At 42.8% G+C, this 18,721-nt stretch carries 20 protein-coding genes; 5 read left to right on the top strand and 15 right to left on the bottom strand.

The window, feature by feature from the left end; translation table 11 throughout:
• Nucleotides 1–62: 62 nt before the first annotated feature.
• From B7705_RS05145 to B7705_RS09810, 6 genes are all read right to left on the bottom strand, one after another.
• A complete protein-coding gene (locus B7705_RS05145) occupies nucleotides 63–731 on the bottom strand; it encodes a CPBP family intramembrane glutamic endopeptidase (RefSeq protein ID WP_084948291.1) in 669 nt (222 codons plus the stop codon).
• A gap of 115 nt (nucleotides 732–846) precedes the next feature.
• Nucleotides 847–1,710: an Rgg/GadR/MutR family transcriptional regulator gene (locus B7705_RS05140; RefSeq protein WP_084948289.1), complete on the bottom strand. Its 864-nt coding sequence runs from the start codon at nucleotides 1,708–1,710 to the stop codon at nucleotides 847–849.
• 109 nt (nucleotides 1,711–1,819) lie between these two features.
• Nucleotides 1,820–2,830 carry a tRNA (adenosine(37)-N6)-threonylcarbamoyltransferase complex transferase subunit TsaD gene (gene tsaD, locus B7705_RS05135; RefSeq protein ID WP_084948288.1) on the bottom strand — a complete coding sequence of 337 codons (1,011 nt, stop codon included), beginning with the start codon at nucleotides 2,828–2,830 and terminating at the stop codon, nucleotides 1,820–1,822.
• Nucleotides 2,820–3,257 carry a ribosomal protein S18-alanine N-acetyltransferase gene (gene rimI / locus B7705_RS05130; RefSeq protein WP_084948286.1) on the bottom strand — a complete coding sequence of 146 codons (438 nt, stop codon included), beginning with the start codon at nucleotides 3,255–3,257 and terminating at the stop codon, nucleotides 2,820–2,822. The genes tsaD and rimI overlap by 11 nt, the downstream gene beginning before the upstream one ends.
• A complete protein-coding gene (tsaB, locus tag B7705_RS05125) occupies nucleotides 3,254–3,937 on the bottom strand; it encodes a tRNA (adenosine(37)-N6)-threonylcarbamoyltransferase complex dimerization subunit type 1 TsaB (protein WP_084948285.1) in 684 nt (227 codons plus the stop codon). The genes rimI and tsaB overlap by 4 nt, the downstream gene beginning before the upstream one ends.
• 343 nt (nucleotides 3,938–4,280) lie before the next feature.
• Nucleotides 4,281–4,496, bottom strand: coding sequence for a hypothetical protein (locus B7705_RS09810; RefSeq protein WP_084948283.1), 216 nt, complete (start codon nucleotides 4,494–4,496; stop codon nucleotides 4,281–4,283).
• Between the two features lie 290 nt (nucleotides 4,497–4,786).
• Between B7705_RS09810 and B7705_RS05115 the strand changes: the two genes are divergently transcribed.
• Both B7705_RS05115 and rnjA read left to right on the top strand, forming a co-directional pair.
• Entirely contained in the window at nucleotides 4,787–5,020 is a 234-nt protein-coding gene (locus tag B7705_RS05115; protein ID WP_000639585.1) for a DNA-dependent RNA polymerase subunit epsilon, read from the top strand.
• A gap of 1 nt (nucleotide 5,021) precedes the next feature.
• Entirely contained in the window at nucleotides 5,022–6,704 is a 1,683-nt protein-coding gene (rnjA, locus tag B7705_RS05110) for a ribonuclease J1 (protein ID WP_000331969.1), read from the top strand.
• Nucleotides 6,705–6,740: 36 nt separating this feature from the next.
• On the opposite strand, the gene mnmG is transcribed toward rnjA, so the two are convergent.
• From mnmG to apf, 7 genes are all read right to left on the bottom strand, one after another.
• Nucleotides 6,741–8,654, bottom strand: a complete 1,914-nt coding sequence (mnmG, locus tag B7705_RS05105) for a tRNA uridine-5-carboxymethylaminomethyl(34) synthesis enzyme MnmG (RefSeq protein WP_084948281.1) — start codon at nucleotides 8,652–8,654, stop codon at nucleotides 6,741–6,743.
• 8 nt (nucleotides 8,655–8,662) lie between these two features.
• The gene (locus tag B7705_RS05100; RefSeq protein WP_162284876.1) at nucleotides 8,663–9,118 is read right to left on the bottom strand and encodes an NUDIX hydrolase; all 456 of its coding nucleotides are present in this window, start codon (nucleotides 9,116–9,118) and stop codon (nucleotides 8,663–8,665) included.
• Between the two features lie 140 nt (nucleotides 9,119–9,258).
• Nucleotides 9,259–10,380: a tRNA 2-thiouridine(34) synthase MnmA gene (gene mnmA, locus B7705_RS05095; RefSeq protein WP_009729631.1), complete on the bottom strand. Its 1,122-nt coding sequence runs from the start codon at nucleotides 10,378–10,380 to the stop codon at nucleotides 9,259–9,261.
• A 428-nt stretch (nucleotides 10,381–10,808) separates the two neighbouring features.
• Nucleotides 10,809–12,200: an argininosuccinate lyase gene (argH, locus tag B7705_RS05090; protein WP_084948278.1), complete on the bottom strand. Its 1,392-nt coding sequence runs from the start codon at nucleotides 12,198–12,200 to the stop codon at nucleotides 10,809–10,811.
• A gap of 27 nt (nucleotides 12,201–12,227) precedes the next feature.
• Complete coding sequence (locus B7705_RS05085) at nucleotides 12,228–13,424, bottom strand: argininosuccinate synthase (RefSeq protein ID WP_084948277.1); 1,197 nt, start codon at nucleotides 13,422–13,424, stop codon at nucleotides 12,228–12,230.
• Between the two features lie 15 nt (nucleotides 13,425–13,439).
• Entirely contained in the window at nucleotides 13,440–14,246 is an 807-nt protein-coding gene (locus tag B7705_RS05080; RefSeq protein WP_084948275.1) for an ABC transporter substrate-binding protein, read from the bottom strand.
• Nucleotides 14,247–14,524: 278 nt separating this feature from the next.
• Entirely contained in the window at nucleotides 14,525–15,151 is a 627-nt protein-coding gene (gene apf, locus B7705_RS05075) for an aggregation-promoting factor (RefSeq protein ID WP_084948273.1), read from the bottom strand.
• A gap of 240 nt (nucleotides 15,152–15,391) precedes the next feature.
• Here apf and sdaAB point away from each other — a divergent pair, with 240 nt between their 5' ends.
• From sdaAB to B7705_RS05060, 3 genes are read left to right on the top strand one after another with little or no spacing between them, the layout of a single operon-like run.
• Nucleotides 15,392–16,063, top strand: coding sequence for an L-serine ammonia-lyase, iron-sulfur-dependent subunit beta (gene sdaAB / locus B7705_RS05070; RefSeq protein WP_038804696.1), 672 nt, complete (start codon nucleotides 15,392–15,394; stop codon nucleotides 16,061–16,063).
• A gap of 8 nt (nucleotides 16,064–16,071) precedes the next feature.
• Entirely contained in the window at nucleotides 16,072–16,944 is an 873-nt protein-coding gene (gene sdaAA, locus B7705_RS05065) for an L-serine ammonia-lyase, iron-sulfur-dependent, subunit alpha (RefSeq protein ID WP_084948272.1), read from the top strand.
• Nucleotides 16,945–16,971: 27 nt separating this feature from the next.
• Nucleotides 16,972–17,601, top strand: a complete 630-nt coding sequence (locus B7705_RS05060; protein ID WP_084948270.1) for an HAD-IA family hydrolase — start codon at nucleotides 16,972–16,974, stop codon at nucleotides 17,599–17,601.
• A 95-nt stretch (nucleotides 17,602–17,696) separates the two neighbouring features.
• Here the strand turns inward: B7705_RS05060 and B7705_RS05055 are convergent, their stop codons facing one another.
• Nucleotides 17,697–18,095: a DUF805 domain-containing protein gene (locus B7705_RS05055; protein WP_084948268.1), complete on the bottom strand. Its 399-nt coding sequence runs from the start codon at nucleotides 18,093–18,095 to the stop codon at nucleotides 17,697–17,699.
• 122 nt (nucleotides 18,096–18,217) lie between these two features.
• The gene (locus B7705_RS05050; protein ID WP_084948267.1) at nucleotides 18,218–18,640 is read right to left on the bottom strand and encodes a DUF805 domain-containing protein; all 423 of its coding nucleotides are present in this window, start codon (nucleotides 18,638–18,640) and stop codon (nucleotides 18,218–18,220) included.
• Between the last annotated feature and the right edge of the window lie 81 nt (nucleotides 18,641–18,721).

Raw genomic sequence — 18,721 nt, 5'->3', positions numbered from 1 at the left:
TCAGGAATTTTTAATTTCACAACTAGTATTCTCTTTTGTTATTTACAATGCTTCAAAAACCTCTAAAATAACAAGGGGAGAATTTGACCAATACCATTGTAGACTATGTGCAGCCCAATAGGCCAATAAATGGACTTTGTCACTCTAAATAAGACTGCAAATATGAGACCGCCACCCATATAGAAGACAAAGTCTGTCAAGATCCATCCATGACTACTAATATGCAATATCCCGAATAAAACAGCCGAACCGAGCACATCCAGTCCCCATTTCTTTCCTTTTTCCAGAGCGGTCATCACCAACCCACGATAGATTATCTCTTCAAAAATGGGACCTGCAATCACAGGATAGAGAAAATACATCAAAAATACCGTAGCTCCTGTAAAAGTAGGAACACCCAGTTGATAAGCAATTTCATTTTTGGTAGGTGGGAAAATAAAAAATGTAAGGAAATTCCAAATAACAAAAGCAAGAAGAGCTAGAAAGGAATAAAAAAGATAGGAACCTTTAAATTTTTTACTGTTGATTTTCTGCCATTTCCCTGACCAAATCATAACAATAATAGCAAGCAGAACCACAAGAAAATTCAACAGCATATCCGACAAATAATAGGCAAAGTCAGATAGACCAGCAACAAGGTCGCTATGTAAAACCAAACGAATGAGGAACTGATCAGCAATAACTAGCAGAACGGCTATAATAAAGTAGTAGTGTGAGATTATCTTTTTCATTCTATTTTCTCCTATACTATGAAATAAGGATAGTATAACACGGAAATCACCACATTTTAGTAAATCGCATATTTGACATTTTTTCTCATAGAAATCTCTCATTTGCGATTGTAGACTAATCGATAAGATCTTTGTATTGCTGTAATCGTAGTTCAAAAAGAGCGGTTAATTGTGGATTTTCTAATACTTGCAGAGATTGGATAAAGTTTTCAATCTCTTTTTGATTGCTTCCCTTAGTTTGAAGGAAAACACTCATTTTCTTTAAAAATTGCCACAATAATTTCTCAAAAACATCATACGGACGAAGCATGCTCTCCAACTCAGACTCAAAGATTGGGATGTAAGAGAAAAGTTTGCGCTCCATGAGCTCTGAGATGATATTCAGATAGCCACTTTTCATATACAGTCTATTGTGTGCCAATTCTTTAAATTCCTTGGATTTTTCGAGTAAGGAGGTTGATAAAAAGATCAGATCTTGATTACTCAAGAAGGGCATGGTGTTGCAAAAAAGATAGAGTTCAAACCAGGTCCAAGACTCGATAGCATAGAGATAGCTAGTCAAAAACTCTCGATCCTCCTCTTCGAGCAGATAGCTTTTATCCAAGGAATGGATAGCATTTTTAATCACGACGGCATTCAAACGACGATAAGTCTGTGCCATCTGTTCTTGCTCGATTTCCTCCAACAGTTGCTCTAAGCCAGCTATATCGTGATGGGCAAAGCGATCCACAACCTTTCTACCAATTCGCATATGTGGAGATTCCTGATAATTATTAAGCTTGTGTCCAAACTCGTCGAAGGTTACATTTATCCCTTGGATAGCTAGGATCAGCTTATCCGCAGACAACATAGACTGCCCCAGTTCAAACTTGGATAGCTGGGATGCTGTCAGCCCATCACAAGCCACATCTGACTGCTTGAGTTTTCTCGCCAGGCGCAGTTCCTTGTAAAATTCTCCCAATTCTTGTTTTTCAATCATGGCCAAACTCCCCTTTAAAGATTCCCTTTACTATTCTATTCGTAAAAAATTTTACTTTTTTACATATTATAAAATATTTTAGCAAAAAAGCCAGCCCTAAGCTGACTCTTTATTCCATAGTATCAAAAGCGAGACTTGGTTTGGCATTGAGGTCCAAGCTTGCAAAGTTCTCCTTATTCCACTCGCTAACACTAGCATAGGCAATCATACCTGCATTGTCTCCACAAAGGCGTAGGGGTGGGATGATGACCTTGACATCTGTGATTTCAGCTGCCAAGCGTTCTCTAAGACCTTTATTGGCAGCCACGCCACCGGCTACGACTAGAGTTTTAACAGGGTATTTTTCTAAGGCCTTCTTGGTTTTGGCCATAAGAATATCCATGACTGCTGCTTGGAAAGATGCTGACAGGTCTTCCTTGGACAAGCTTTCTCCCTTTTGCTCGGCATTGTGATGAAGATTGATAAAGGCAGACTTCAAACCTGAGAATGAAAACTCCAGATTGTCCTCCTTAATCATGGCACGAGGGAAATCATAAATATCCTGCCCTTGATGGGCCAGCTCGTCAATTTCGCGACCTGCTGGATAGGTCAAGCCCATGACACGGCCGACCTTATCATAGGCCTCACCAACCGCATCATCTCGTGTCTCCCCAACAATCTTATAATCCCCAGCCTCAGAAACATAGACCAACTCCGTGTGCCCACCGCTGACCAAGAGAGCTAGCAAGGGAAACTCCAAAGGCTCGACGCTCTGAGCTGCCATGAGGTGGCCCGCCATGTGGTTAACGGGAATCAGCGGAAGTCCATGTGCCCAAGCAAAGGCCTTGGCAGCTGACAAACCAACTAGCAGTGCTCCGACCAAGCCTGGTCCGTAGGTAACCGCAACAGCTGTTATGTCCTCTTCGGTAATCCCTGCTTCTGCTAGCGCCTCCTCGATGCAGGCTGTGATAACTTCGACATGGTGGCGACTGGCTACTTCTGGCACTACGCCCCCAAAACGTTTGTGACTCTCAATTTGACTCGCAATGACATTGGACAAGAGCTCATCATCGTTTTTCAGTACGGCGACACTGGTCTCATCACAGGATGTCTCAAATGCTAAAATATATCTATCCTTCATCTATTTCTCTCTTCATGATGATGGCGTCCTCGACTGGATCATGGTAGTAGGCCTTTCGCTCAGCGATGACCGCCATCTTTTCTTTCTTGTAAAATGCTTGCGCTCGATGATTTGACTTTCTGACTTCGAGGAAAATCTCCTTGTCTGTCGGCAATGTTGCAAACAGGGCTGACGCAATTCCCCGACCCTGATAGGCTTTTTTGACAGCGATTTGCAGAACTTCTGCCTCAAAGAGATTCTCCTGAACTGCTAGAAATCCTATCACTTCTGCTCCGTCCAAAGCCACAGCATACCAAGTCTGGTCTTGGGACAGGTCTGCTTGGATTTGTTCCAGCGTCCAAGGGCTGACTGGGTAAACATCTGCCATGACAGCATAGATCGATTGAGCTAGGTCAGGCTGTCTTTGGATTCGTTTGATTTCTATCATAGGCGTTTAATGTAAGACTCGCCAGACTCGGTGTGGTTCTTGAGCCAGTTTTCCTCAGCTTCAACACGTTTGAGGTAATTTGGCACAAAGTCGTGCAAGGAGTCTGCTTTCTTGTCCCATGCCCAGAGAGCAAGATTAGCTGCATTTGGCAAGGTTTCTTGATAGTTAGCTTGTAGCAAGTGTTCTTGGATCTGCTCCACAAAGGGACCGACTTCTCCGACAAAAGTCACCTGTTCAGCATCCTTGACCTTTTCTAACACCTCTTCAAAGGACAGGTGCGCTTCTGGCAAGACGGCCTCAGCATTTTCATAAAATCCTGCATAAACATTGTTGCGACGCGCATCCATCAAAGGGACCACCAGACCTTCCTGCTGGCGTGGCACCAGAGCCAATAAACTCGACATTCCAACCAACTCAATGTTCAGGGTATGAGCCAAAGTTTTGGCAGTTGCTACCGCAATTCGTAAGCCAGTATAACTACCTGGTCCTTCAGCTACCACGATTCGATCCAAATCCTTGGGGGTCCAATCCAAACTTGCCATCAAAAAATCGATGGCAGGCATGAGGGTAATACTGTAATTCTTCTTAATATTAATCGTCGTCTCGGCAAGAATCTGCTTGTCCTCTAAAATAGCGAGAGAAAGAGCCTTGCTGGACGTATCAAAAGCTAATACTTTCATAACACATTCCTATCTTTTTGTCTGTTTACTATTATACTACAAAAGCCAGAGCATGGGAATTTTCTTTGTTTTGAAATAAAAGAAGCCTGTCACTTAGACAAAGAAGACGGTACAAAAATTCAAAAAAATTTTACATTTTTCCTATCTTTCCCGAATATATAAGTGAACAAGGCAATTGAAAGGTTCTTCATAGGAAGTTTAGATAAGTCATATATGCTTTAACTCGATTTTCGATGCGAGAAATCATCATCGAAAACATAAGGATATCACCTGAAAATAGAAAAATCCGCCCCATCTATCAAGACGAGGTGGTTTTTCTGTATATTTAGATGAATAATTGAGCTCAAACATTTAAACCAAAATAAAAAACGAGCCAGACAACATAGGTGACAAGAAGGAGAAAAATTGAATAGAGCGTCACAAAAGCAAGCTTCCAAAGGAATTTTGTTTTGCGGTGTTCTAGATACGTAAAAATAAGATTTCCACCATAGACACAGGCTATAAAAACTATAAACATCAAGAGGCGAACCCCAATTGCAAATTCAAACAAACTAAACATCCTTAATCCTCCTTGTTTTAAAAGCTATAGGGAATATTCCCATCCATAAACTTCCCTTTCTCCTTCCATTATAACACCTAAGCGCTCTCCGACCAAATCCTACCTATCTTTTTACTCCTTCTTCCCCTCCTGACTTTCTCCATTTCCGTCTTTTACTAATTTTTCATTTTGTGGTATAATTGAAATAATTGTAACGAATCAAGGTCAATCTAGACACAAAATGGAATGAAATCAAGCAAATCTCTGCTAAAAGTTTGGAATAAGCTGACCTGTAAATAGAAAGGAACTATATGATTTACAAAGTTTTTTATCAAGAAACAAAAGAACGTAGCCCACGTCGTGAAACAACACGCTCACTTTACCTAGACATCGATGCCAGCTCAGAACTTGAAGGCCGTATCGCTGCTCGCCAACTTGTCGAAGAAAACCGCCCAGAGTACAACATCGAATTTATCGAACTCTTGTCTGACAAATTGCTAGATTACGAAAAAGAAACTGGCGCTTTCGAGATTACGGAGTTCTAATATGGCCTACACTCTTAAACCTGAAGAAGTCGGCGTTTTTGCCATCGGTGGTCTGGGAGAAATCGGGAAAAACACATACGGAATTGAATACCAAGATGAGATTATTATCGTTGATGCTGGGATTAAATTCCCAGAAGATGACTTGCTGGGTATCGACTACGTTATCCCCGACTACTCTTACATCGTAGACAATATCGACCGCGTCAAGGCTGTTTTGATTACCCACGGACACGAGGACCACATCGGTGGGATTCCATTCCTGCTCAAGCAAGCAAATGTCCCTATCTATGCTGGACCACTTGCCTTGGCTTTGATCCGTGGAAAACTCGAAGAACACGGTCTCTTGCGCAACGCCAAACTTTACGAAATCAACCATAACACTGAGTTGACCTTTAAAAATCTCAAGGCAACTTTCTTTAGAACGACTCACTCTATTCCAGAGCCTTTGGGGATTGTTATTCATACTCCTCAAGGAAAAATCGTCTGTACAGGTGACTTCAAGTTTGACTTTACACCAGTTGGTGAACCAGCGGACTTGCACCGGATGGCAGCCCTTGGTGAAGAAGGCGTACTCTGTCTCCTGTCTGACTCGACAAACGCAGAAGTGCCAACCTTTACCAACTCTGAAAAAGTCGTTGGCCAATCCATCATGAAGATTATCCAAGGCATTGAAGGACGCATCATCTTTGCATCCTTTGCCTCAAATATCTTCCGTCTCCAGCAAGCAACGGATGCCGCTGTTAAGACTGGACGCAAGATTGCAGTCTTTGGACGTTCGATGGAAAAAGCCATTGTCAACGGTATCGAGCTTGGCTACATCAAAGCTCCTAAGGGAACCTTTATCGAGCCAAATGAAATCAAAGACTATCCTGCAGGTGAGGTTCTTATCCTCTGTACAGGTAGTCAGGGCGAGCCGATGGCAGCCCTCTCTCGTATCGCTAACGGAACCCACCGTCAGGTGCAGCTCCAACCCGGCGATACCGTTATCTTCTCTTCTAGCCCAATCCCTGGAAATACCACTAGCGTCAACAAGCTGATTAACATTATCTCAGAAGCTGGTGTCGAAGTCATTCACGGAAAGATTAACAATATCCACACCTCTGGACACGGTGGTCAGCAAGAGCAAAAACTCATGCTCCGCTTGATCAAGCCCAAATACTTCATGCCTGTTCATGGTGAATACCGTATGCAGAAAGTCCATGCTGGACTAGCGGTGGATACTGGTGTCGAGAAGGACAATATCTTTATCATGAGCAATGGTGATGTGCTTGCTCTTACCGCGAATTCTGCCCGTATCGCAGGCCATTTCAACGCCCAAGATATCTATGTCGATGGAAATCGTATCGGTGAAATCGGTGCAGCTGTCCTCAAAGATCGTAGAGATTTATCTGAAGATGGTGTCGTTCTAGCAGTCGCTACTGTTGACTTCAAGTCTAAAATGATCTTGTCTGGTCCAGATATTCTCAGCCGAGGCTTTGTCTACATGAGGGAATCTGGAGACTTGATTCGCCAAAGCCAGCGCATCCTCTTCAATGCAATTCGTATCGCATTAAAAAACAAGGATGCTAGTATCCAATCTGTCAATGGTGCCATTGTCAATGCCATTCGCCCCTTCCTCTATGAAAATACAGAACGTGAACCGATTATCATCCCTATGATCCTCACACCAGATGAAGAAGAATAAACCAACAAAACAGCCCCGTCTTCGGAGCTGTTTTTTCTATGCTTTCTTTTCTTGATTCTTAGAAATACTACGGTTTTTACCTTCAAGATACACCATCAAAATAGAAATATCTGCTGGGTTTACACCAGAGATACGGCTAGCTTGCCCGATGGTTTCTGGATTGATGAGTTTGAACTTCTGGCGAGCTTCTGTTGCGATAGAATCAATATCATCCCAATCAATATTGGCTGGAATGCGTTTTTCTTCCATTCGTTTCATCTTGGCAACCTGGTCCATAGCTTTGGAAATATAGCCTTCGTACTTGATTTCTGTTTCAATCAATTCGATAATCTTGTCATCCAAGTCCTCAGCAGCTAGTCCGATGAAGGCCACCACATCTTGGTAAGAAACTTCTGGACGGCGAAGGAATTCCTTGGCTGTCACCGCATCTGTCAACGGCTTGAAGCCCATCTCCTCAACCTTGGCATTTGTTTCCTTGACTGGCTTGAGTTTGATACTGTCTAGTCGCTTCATCTCATTGTCAAATTGATTTTTCTTGATTTCAAAACGAGCCCAACGTTCATCATCCACAAGTCCAATCTCACGTCCCATCTCAGTCAAACGCATATCGGCATTGTCATGACGGAGGATGAGACGGTATTCAGCACGACTGGTCAAGAGACGGTAAGGTTCAATGGTTCCCTTGGTCACCAAGTCGTCAATCATCACCCCGATATAGCCATCACTGCGCTTCAAAATCAACTCAGGCTTGCCTTGGATTTTCAGAGCCGCATTGATACCCGCGATAATCCCTTGACCAGCTGCTTCTTCGTAACCTGACGTTCCATTTGTCTGACCAGCAGTGAAGAGTCCTGAGATTTTCTTAGTTTCCAAAGTCGCACGCAACTGGTGAGGCAAGACCATGTCGTACTCAATGGCATAACCAGTTCGCATCATCTCTGCATTTTCCAGACCTTTGATGGAATGAACCAGCTCACGCTGTACATCCTCAGGCAGACTGGTTGAAAGCCCTTGAACATAGACTTCCTCCGTATTGCGCCCTTCTGGCTCAAGGAAGAGTTGGTGGCGTTCCTTGTCCGCAAAGCGCACAATCTTGTCCTCAATCGACGGACAGTAACGAGGACCTACACCCTTGACTACACCTGTAAACATAGGCGCACGGTGGAGGTTGTTTTGGATAATCTCATGACTGGTACCGTTGGTATAAGTCAACCAGCATGGCACTTGGTCCTTGACATAATCTTCATCACGTGAAGTGTAGGAGAAGTGATTAGGCGCTTCGTCTCCTGGCTGAATCTCTGTCACATCGTAGTTGATAGAAGAAGCCTTGACACGTGGAGGGGTTCCTGTCTTGAAACGACCAATTTCGAGGCCCAATTCCTTGAGATTATCAGCAAGGTTAATAGAAGCTAGGCTGTGGTTAGGTCCTGATGAGTACTTGAGATCTCCTATGATAATTTCCCCACGGAGTGCAGTCCCTGTCGTCACGATAACAACCTTAGCAGCATATTCTTGATGGGTCGCTGTACGCACACCGACAACCTTACCATCTTCCACCAAAATCTCATCAATCATGGTTTGACGAAGGGTGAGATTTTCTTGATTTTCAACTGTCTTGCGCATTTCCTTAGAGTAAAGTTCCTTGTCAGCCTGCGCACGAAGAGCGCGAACGGCTGGCCCTTTCCCTGTGTTGAGCATCTTCATCTGGATGTAAGTCTTGTCAATATTCTTGGCCATTTCACCACCAAGGGCATCCACTTCACGCACGACAATCCCCTTGGCAGAACCACCGATCGAAGGATTACAAGGCATGAAAGCCAGCATTTCAATGTTGATAGTCGCAAGCAAGACCTTACAGCCCATACGGCTGGCAGCCAAGGAAGCCTCGACTCCAGCGTGTCCCGCACCAATTACAATAATATCGTATTCTTCTGTAAAATTATAAGTCATTTTCTCTCCTATTCCTCAAGATGAATGTGTCGCAGCTGGCCGTCCCAATCCGGCAGGGTTGTTTTTAAAAAGGCTGGAACTAGCTGAAACTCCTCAAGCTTATCCAAGTCAATCCACTCACAAGGCTGCGGTTTTTCGTCTTCCTGCATGGTCAATGGAGCATCTTCAAGCAAGTCCACCAGATAATGAAACTCGATGTTGTGATAGGAAACACCGTCTTGTTCAAAACGATTTTCAACCACGAAAGCTAGCTGCCCAGCTTGAACTTTGACACCCAGTTCTTCCTTCACTTCACGGACTACCGCATCTTCCGTGCTTTCATTGACTTGAATCGCACCGCCAATAGTGTAATACTTACCCTTATCTTTGGTGACTAGGAGCTTGCCATTTTGGAGAATCAAGGCTGTCGCCCGAACGCCAAAGACCGTGTTGTCTACTTTTGTCCGAAAGTCTTGTTGAGTCATTTTTATCCTTTCCTTTAAACGACACAAAAACAGTCAAAACTCGTAAGGAGTGCAGGACAAAAAAGCCTGCAACATCCATGAGCTTTGACCATCATTTCTATTGCTTTTATTATTGTAGCAAATTGAGAAAATTTGTCAATCTAAATGTACTGACAAACTTGTCCGTCACGGTAGGCATTGTCAATCAAACCGCCACCTAGACACTCTTCGCCATCGTAAAAGACAACTGCCTGGCCTGGTGTGATCGCGCGTTGTGGCTCTGCAAAGATGACTTCTGCCTTGTCTCCTTTGACATGTACTGTCACCTTAGAATCAGGCTGACGGTAGCGGAATTTAGCCGTACATTCTAGCGTAAATTCCTCTGGCATGTCACGAGTAAAGTGAACTTGACTGGCCTCTAGGCTTGTTGACATAAGCGAATCATGGTAGAATCCTTGTCCGACATAGAGGATATTTTGGCTCAAATCTTTTCCGACAACAAACCAAGGGGCATTGTCACCACCGTGTTGGCCACCGATCCCAAGACCGCCACGCTGACCGATTGTATAATACATCAGACCAGCATGCTCACCCATATCACGTCCATCCACAGTCATCATGCGACCAGGCTGAGCTGGCAGGTAGTTACTGAGAAAGTTTTTAAAGTTCTTTTCTCCGATAAAGCAAATCCCTGTCGAGTCTTTCTTCTTGGCAGTCGCAAGGCCTGCTTCTTCTGCTAGTTTTCGTACTTCAGGCTTTTCCAAATGCCCCAATGGGAACATGGTTTTTTGGAGCTGTTCTTGCGAAAGTTGGCTGAGGAAATAAGTCTGGTCCTTGCCATTGTCCACGCCACGAAGCATGTGAACGATGCCATCCTCATCACGCGCCACTCGAGCATAATGCCCAGTCGCTACATAGTCTGCACCCAAGGTCATGGCATAGTCCAGAAAGGCCTTGAACTTGATTTCCTTGTTGCACATAACGTCTGGATTTGGCGTGCGCCCTGCACGGTATTCCGCTAGGAAATACTCAAAGACGCGGTCCCAGTACTCTTTTTCAAAATTGACAGAGTAGTAAGGAATGCCGATCTGGTCTGCCACCGCAGCCACATCCTTGTAATCTTCGGTCGCCGTACAGACGCCGTTTTCATCTGTGTCGTCCCAGTTCTTCATGAAGATACCAATCACATCGTAGCCCTGCTCCTTGAGCAAGAGAGCCGTCACCGACGAATCAACACCACCACTCATCCCCACGACAACACGTGTTTTAGAGTTATCACTCATGGTAAGTCTCCCATCTATTCGTTTATTCATACCCTTCAAAATTCTATTCATTATGACTTTCAATAGAATTTCTTTGAGTATAGTCTTTTCGTTTGCTTTTAGTAGTAAAATGGTCTCCCAGACCACTTTAGTCTATCATCTTAAAATGAAAATATGATAGGCAACGAGTCGCAGGCAAAACTTGAGTTCGCTCAATCAGTCTGGGAGACTGATTGAGGTTATAAATCAGACAAGCTCAACTTGCATCTCATTTCGAGTTAACGACGTAATAAAAGATAAACGAAATGACTAGTTCACGATTGAAGGTCGTGTGTGCTTTAACGATTGAAGGTCGCTTGAGCAGTATTCATTATAACACGCTTGGTTGGAGAAGACAAGAAAGAGGCTGATAAATCATCTCAACCTCTCTTTCTTACTTTACAAACGAATCAATTTTCCCCTTTAAGTTCTTTCTTCGCTTGTTCTATCTGGTATTTCACTTGCTCAAAGCCGGTTCCTCCTAAGGAATTCCGTCTCTGAACAGCAGTTTCTGGACGCAAGTAGATATAAATATCCTCTTCAATCAAGGGATGGTAGACTTGCAACTCCTCCAAATCCCAATCTTGGATGTTTTTACCATGCTTGATAGAGTCTAGAACCAATTTCCCTACTATTTCATGCGCTTCTCTAAAAGGGAGGCCTTTTTCAGCCAAATAATCTGCCAGTTCGGTCGCATTCGAAAAATCATTCTCTGTGGATTGCTGCATTTTGGCCTTATTAACCTGCATGCTCGATAGCATACCTGCCAACACATCCAGAGAACTCAAAATCGTTTCTACTGTATCAAACATGCCTTCCTTGTCCTCTTGCAAATCCTTATTGTAGGCCAGAGGCAAAGACTTCATGACGGTCAATAGTCCAAGTAAGTTCCCGTAAACCCGTCCTGTCTTCCCTCGAATCAATTCCGCCATATCAGGATTTTTCTTCTGGGGCATGATAGACGAACCCGTTGAAAAGCTATCAGACAAGCTAATGTACTGATACTCAAAACTACACCAATTGATGATTTCTTCACAAAAACGACTCATATGCATCATCAACATGCTGGCATTTGACAGAAATTCCAAGATAAAATCACGGTCACTCACTGCGTCCAAGGAATTGGTATAGGGGTGCTGGAAGCCCAATAAATCACTCGATAATTGACGATTGATTGGAAAAGTTGTCCCCGCCAAGGCAGCCGCACCCAGGGGAGATAGGTCCGTATGTTTTAGGTTAAATGCAAAGCGCTCGCTGTCCCTTTGAAACATATTGTAATAAGCCATGAGATGGTGGGCAAAACTAATCGGTTGGGCGTGTTGCAAATGAGTATAGCCTGGCATGATGGTTTCCACATGTTTTTCAGCCAAATCCAGCAAAACACTGTTCAGATTCGCCAACTTATCCAAGACATGCCCAAGTTGCTCCTTTAGATATAAGTGCATATCCGTTGCGACTTGGTCATTCCGAGAACGAGCCATGTGCAATTTCCCAGCCAGAGGACCGATTTTCTCTGTCAGCAACACTTCCATATTCATATGAATATCTTCATTTGCAATATCAAAATGAAGCTTTCCTGCCTCTAAATCTCGCAACAAAGCTTTCAGACCATCTTGGATCTGCTCTGCCTCTTCCAAGCTCAAAATGCCAGTCTGTCCTAGCATTTGAACATGAGCTAGGGAACCCATCAAATCAAATTTTGCCAGCTGGTGGTCAAAGGAAATACTCGCACCGAACTGTTCTACCCAATCTTCCACAGTGCCTTCAAATCGACCACCCCATAATTTTGTATTTTTCGACATATCCTGTCGTCCCTTTCTATCGCGTCACTACTCAACATTTTTCTGAACTTCTGAATAAACCTTAGTCGGAAGCCCCCAAAGCTTGATAAATCCAACAGCCGCATCTTGGTCAAAGGTATCCGCACTAGTATAAGTCGCCAAATTTTCATCGTAAAGAGAATTTGGTGATTTCCGAGCCACTACCTGGGCGTTCCCCTTATAGAGTTTAACTTTTGCAGTTCCATTGACAACTTTCTGTGTCTCCTTGATATAGGCAATCAAAGCCTGAGTTGCTGGACTAAACCACAAGGCATTATAGATGAGATTGGACAACTCATTTTCGATAATAGGTTTGAAATGAGCCACCTCTCTCACAAGAGTCAAGTCCTCAATCTCCTTATGAGCTGCCAATAAAGTCACAGCGCCTGGGCACTCATAAATCTCTCTTGACTTAATACCGACTAGGCGATTTTCCACATGGTCAATACGACCGACACCATGTTTGCCCGCAATTTCATTTAGCTTTTGAATCAAATCTGCCACTTTCATCTTCTCACCATTGAGAGAGATGGGCACCCCACAGCTAAACTCAATATCAATAAATTCTGGACTGTCTGGCGCCTCTTCTGGAGAAGATGTGATTCCAAATGCTTCTTCTGGCGCTTGGTTCCAAGGGTTTTCCAAGACACCACATTCATTTGCACGTCCCCAAAGATTTTGGTCAATAGAGTAAGGATTGTCAAGGTCAGCAGGAACTGGGACACCGTTTTCTTTGGCATATTGGATTTCTTCTTCACGAGACCATTTCCACTCACGAACAGGCGCCACTACTTTTAAATTGGGATCCAAAGCTGCAATAGAGACTTCAAAACGTACTTGGTCATTCCCCTTACCTGTACAACCATGAGCAATTGTAGTCGCTCCTGTCTGATGCGCTATTTCAACCAATTTTTTAGAAATAAGAGGGCGACTCAGAGCAGATACCAAGGGATACTTTTGTTCGTAGTAGGCATGAGCCTGAAGGGCCACTAAAACATAGTCATTAGCAAATTCTTCCTTAACATCAATGACATAAGACTCAACAGCCCCAACCTTGAGAGCTTTATCGTGGATGAACTCCAAATCTTTTCCTTCACCCACATCCATACAAACAGCGATCACATCATAGTCTTTTTTTAACCATGTAATAGCAACTGATGTATCCAATCCACCTGAATAGGCTAAAATGACTTTTTCCTTACTCATTTCTCTTCCTTCTTTCTATTTTTCGATAGAGGCTTTAAAAGCATCGTCAATCAATTTGTCCAACTCCCCAGAATCCTTCAACTTCTGGATAGTTTTATCAACCGCCTCTTTTAATTCTTTACTGTCTTTTTTCATCGCAACAGCATAGGAATCTTCTTTGTCATTGTCAAAATCAAAATCAGCGATGGCTAAGTCTGGATTATTCTCTACAAATCCTTTCGCCACTGGTTCTTCAAAGATAACCGCATCCAGTTGCCCTGATTTCAAATCTGTGATTAAATTCCCATTTTTAGGCAGAGATACGAGGGAAGAATTTTGTAACAAATCTTTCGCCATCGTCTCTTGAATAGAACCTTTCTGCGCTCCAACCTTTTTCTGGGCCAAATCCTTGACTGATTGGTAATTTGTTAATTCAGATTTTCTTACGATAACCTTATTTTTCGAAGTGTAGTAGGGAATTGAAAAATCGTAAACTTGACTTCTCTCTTCCGTTTTAGAAATGCCTGATATGGCAAGATCGGCCTTACCTGAATCAAGACTAGCCAGTACATTGTCAAAACTCATTGGAGAGAACTCCACTTCTACACCTAGTTCCTTTGCGATGGCTTTGGCTAGCTCAACATCTGAACCTACAATCTGATTTTTCCCATCGACCAATTTCTGGTATTCGAATGGAGCAAACTCTGGATTTAGGGCCACCACCAATTTTCCTTTAGCCTTAATGGCTTCAACACTTTGGGATTGAGTGTTACTACAAGCAAATAATAAGGGAAACATAAGCAAACCAAACATCGTCATCAACACCTTCTTCACTTTATTCATAGAAGAGCCTCCTTTTATTTTTATACTTTTAAATTGTATAAATAATACACTTCTCAAAAACATTTGTCAAGTCAAAACTGAATTTTATTTCATTTTAGTCAAAAAAATTCTTATTATATGATATATTTTTACATATAATAAGCTTATTTATACTATTTGAATTTTAAAACAATTTGAAGAGTTCCGTTGGAATTATACAAAGAGAGCATTGCTGAGAAGATCGTTACACTTTTTGTTCTAGAGAAACAAAAAAAGAGCCCTAAAGGACTCTTTTATTCTTAATACCAACCGTTGTTAAGCCAGAAGTTCTTAGCAGCTGCCCATGAACCGTAGCGTCCTGCAACGTAGGCGTCTGCTACGCGTTCTTGGTTTTCAGCTGAGTAGTCACCGTTCAAGTATGAATCTGTCAATTGGTAACGTCCGATGTAACGTCCGTTTGTAGCTGTGTAGCTACCACCTGATTCTTTTTGGGCGATCCATTCTTTGGCTTCTGCTTCAGATCCACTTACAGTTGAAGCTGTATAGCTTTCTTCTTCATAAGAAGTGCTTGTTGTAGCAGCTGGCGCTTCGTAAGTTGTTGTTTCAGTTATTTCTTCGTAAGTCGTAGTCTCTTCGATTGTTTCTCCTGTTGCAGCTGGGGCTTCATAAGTTGTCGCAGCTGGAGTTGTCCCTTCGATGACCAAAACTTGATCCACAAAGATCAGATGAATATCCTCTATCTTGTTTTTTTCTGCCAATTTTTCAACAGTGGTGTTGTACTTCTCAGCGATTTCTGAAAGAGTGTCACCTGGTTTAACTGTATAAGTGATTGTTTCATCTGCAAAAGCAAGTGATGGTGCAAGGAAAGCAAGGAAAGTTGCTGCTCCTGCAAGAGTTGATTTAATTTGTTTAGTTGTTAATGTCATTTCTAAAAATTCTCCTTTTTACTATGTTTCTATCATACCGTTTGAATATTACCGTTTCTTGACGGTTTCGTGTAGAAATATTACAAAAATATTTTATATTTACTGAAACATTGATATTTTTGTCATAAAAGACAAGATTTTATACTATTTTTATCCATTTTCTCAGTTTTATAAGGGAAATAAGCACAGAACTTCATTCTTTGATATAATAGAAACAAGAATCTTTGTAAGGGGAAACAGATGCACTCACTTCGTTTTCAATCTGTCTTTGATATCATCGGTCCTGTCATGATTGGCCCATCAAGTAGTCATACAGCTGGGGCTGTTCGTATCGGAAAAATCGTGTCTTCTATCTTTGGTGATAGACCGACAGAGGTGGAATTCCAACTATTTAATTCATTTGCCAAGACCTACCGTGGCCACGGGACTGACCTAGCTCTCGTCGCTGGAATTTTAGGTATGGATACGGACGATCCCGACATTCCCAATAGTCTTGAGATTGCCCATAAACGTGGTATCAAGATTGTCTGGACCATTCAGAAAGACAGCAACGCTCCTCACCCTAACACCACGAAAATTACTGTGAAGAATGAACACAAATCCATAAGTGTGACAGGAATTTCCATTGGTGGGGGAAATATCCAAGTTACGGAGCTTAACGGCTTTGCTGTCTCTCTCAATATGAACACACCGACCATCATCATCGTGCATCAAGATGTTCCAGGTATGATTGCCCATGTTACTGAAGCCCTCTCTCGTTTCGATATCAACATCGCTCAGATGAATGTGACTAGGGAAAAAGCTGGAGAAAAAGCCATTATGATTATCGAAGTCGATAGTCGAAGTTGCGAAGAGGCGATTGAAGAAATCCGAAAAATCCCTCATCTCCACAATGTCAATTTCTTTAAGTAGGAGGAAACATGTTTTATTCTATCAAAGAATTGGTTGAGCAAGCAGATCTAGACTTCCAAGGAAATGTCGCAGAACTCATGATTGCGACAGAATATCAACTAACCGGTCGAGAACGGCCAGAAGTTCTCCTCCTCATGGAACGCAATCTAGAAGTCATGAAAGCCTCTGTCGAGCTCGGCCTCAGTGAAAATAAATCCCGCAGTGGCCTAACGGGTGGCGATGCAGTCAAGCTAGATCGTCATCTCAAAAGTGGCAAGGCCTTGTCTGACTTTACCATCCTATCAGCAGCCCGTAATGCCATCGCGGTCAATGAACACAATGCGAAGATGGGCTTGGTCTGCGCCACTCCAACCGCAGGAAGTGCTGGCTGTCTGCCAGCCGTTCTCACTGCTGCTATCCAAAAATTAGACCTTAGCCACGAAGAACAGCTAGATTTCCTCTTTGCTGCTGGTGCCTTTGGACTAGTCATCGCAAACAATGCCTCTATCTCAGGCGCTGAAGGTGGCTGTCAGGCCGAGGTTGGCTCTGCCTCTGCCATGAGTGCCGCAGCCTTGACCTTGGCTGCAGGTGGAACCCCCTATCAGGCTAGCCAAGCCATCGCCTTTGTCATTAAAAATATGCTGGGCCTCATCTGCGATCCCGTCGCTGGTTTGGTTGAAGTCCCCTGTGTCAAACGAAATGCCATGGGAGCCAGCTTTGCCTTTATCGCGGCTGATATGGCCTTGGCAGGTATCGAGTCTAAGATTCCTGTTGACGAAGTCATCGATGCCATGTACCAAGTTGGATCGAGCCTTCCAACTGCCTTTCGTGAAACGGCTGAGGGTGGACTCGCCGCCACACCTACTGGTCGTCGCCTACAAAAAGAAATCTTCGGAGAATAAGCTTATCTATATCTATTAGGAGAAACTATGCCCTCTATCTCAGCAATCTTTTTTGATCTGGACGGAACCCTGGTTGACAGTTCCATCGGGATCCACAATGCCTTTACCCATACCTTTAAAGAGCTAGGAGTTCCAAGCCCTGATGCCAAAACCATTCGTGGTTTTATGGGACCGCCACTTGAAAGTAGTTTTGCAACATGCCTTCCCAAGGAACAAATCTCAGAGGCTGTGCAGATATACCGCTCTTACTACAAGGAAAAAGGCATCCACGAAGCCCAACTCTTCCCCCGAATAACGGAATTACTCCAAGAACTTTCACAAAGCTACCCTCTCTACATCACTACAACAAAGAATACTCCTACTGCTCATGATATGACTAAAAATCTAGGAATCCATCATTTCTTTGATGGCATTTATGGTTCCAGTCCTGAAACGCCACACAAGGCGGATGTCATCCGTTACGCCTTGCAAACGCATCAACTCCCTGCAGACCAAGTCCTCATCATCGGGGATACCAAGTTTGATATGATCGGAGCTCAAGAAACTGGCATTAAAAAGTTTGCTGTTACTTGGGGATTTGGAGAAGAGGCTGATTTACTCAGCTATCAGCCTGACTGGATTGCCCGTACCATTGATGATATCATTAAGCAACTATAAATAATACAATATACAAAAATACTCCTAACACTAGTGAACTAGGTTGAGGAGTATTTTTTATATGTTGTTACTATCAGAAGGAATCAACTCCATGCTTAAGCAGTAATTTGATCCTGTTCTTCAGTATCTGTATCTTCATCCTTCTTACTTGGCCAAGCAAGCATTACAATAAGAGCAATCGGTCCAACGATAGGAACCAAAGCAATGAAGATAAAGGCCCAGTGGAAACCAGCATCCCGTAAGCGACGAACAGTTACGGCGATAGAAGGCAACATGAGAATAGCCGCTAAAAAGAAGTAAAAACCGCTCATAGCTTGTAAACTACGGAGTGCCTCCAAGTTATATGGGCGAGTTGACACTGCAGCATGATATTTCGTATAAGCAGGAAGACAGATTAATAAGTTCGTAAAATAAATCCACCAATACTCCGAACGAGTCGAACGACCAGTAAAGTTTACATAACCCTTCCAAAAGTTCTTATAAGCATTAAACATACAATAATCTCCTTTATTTTTTCTTCATAGAGTCTACCATAAAATAGAATGATTGACAAGTTCTGAAGCGATTATTTGCTGTGAAGCGCGACTCAGCCGCTTTAAAATAGAGTAGAAATATCTTAATATTTTCGTACCATTTCTTCAAACCGAGAATCTTCCGTATTCTCTTTATCTTTTTCACTATTCTCTATCACTTTTTCTCCAAATCGTTGACTTGGCATAGCGAGCATAACGAGCAGTGTTACTGCACCCAAAGGAACAAATACAATAAAGATATAGGCCCAATGGATACCCACATCTCGTAAGCGACGTACTATCAGTGCTAGTAGAGGAACAAACTCTACTATAAACAAAATAATACACATACTGAAGACCGCAATATTCCTGATGGCTTTATCAGATTCTACTCCAGTAAAAAGTGAGTAGTAGGCGGGCAAGAAAATCACCATATTTAGTAGCCAAACCCACCAAAATTCTGGACGTGTGGAACGACCAGAAAAATTTGCATAGCCTTTGAAAAAACTCCTAATAGCACTCAGCATACAAAAATCTCCTTTTGATTTTAATACTTTTTTTCGCAAAGTTATGTTGCCGGCTTAAAATAGAGGTAGTTTTTAGATTGT

Source organism: Streptococcus oralis subsp. dentisani (genome assembly GCF_002096685.1).
Lineage (GTDB): Bacteria > Bacillota > Bacilli > Lactobacillales > Streptococcaceae > Streptococcus > Streptococcus oralis_AD.
This window is presented reverse-complemented; position numbering and strand designations above follow the sequence as displayed.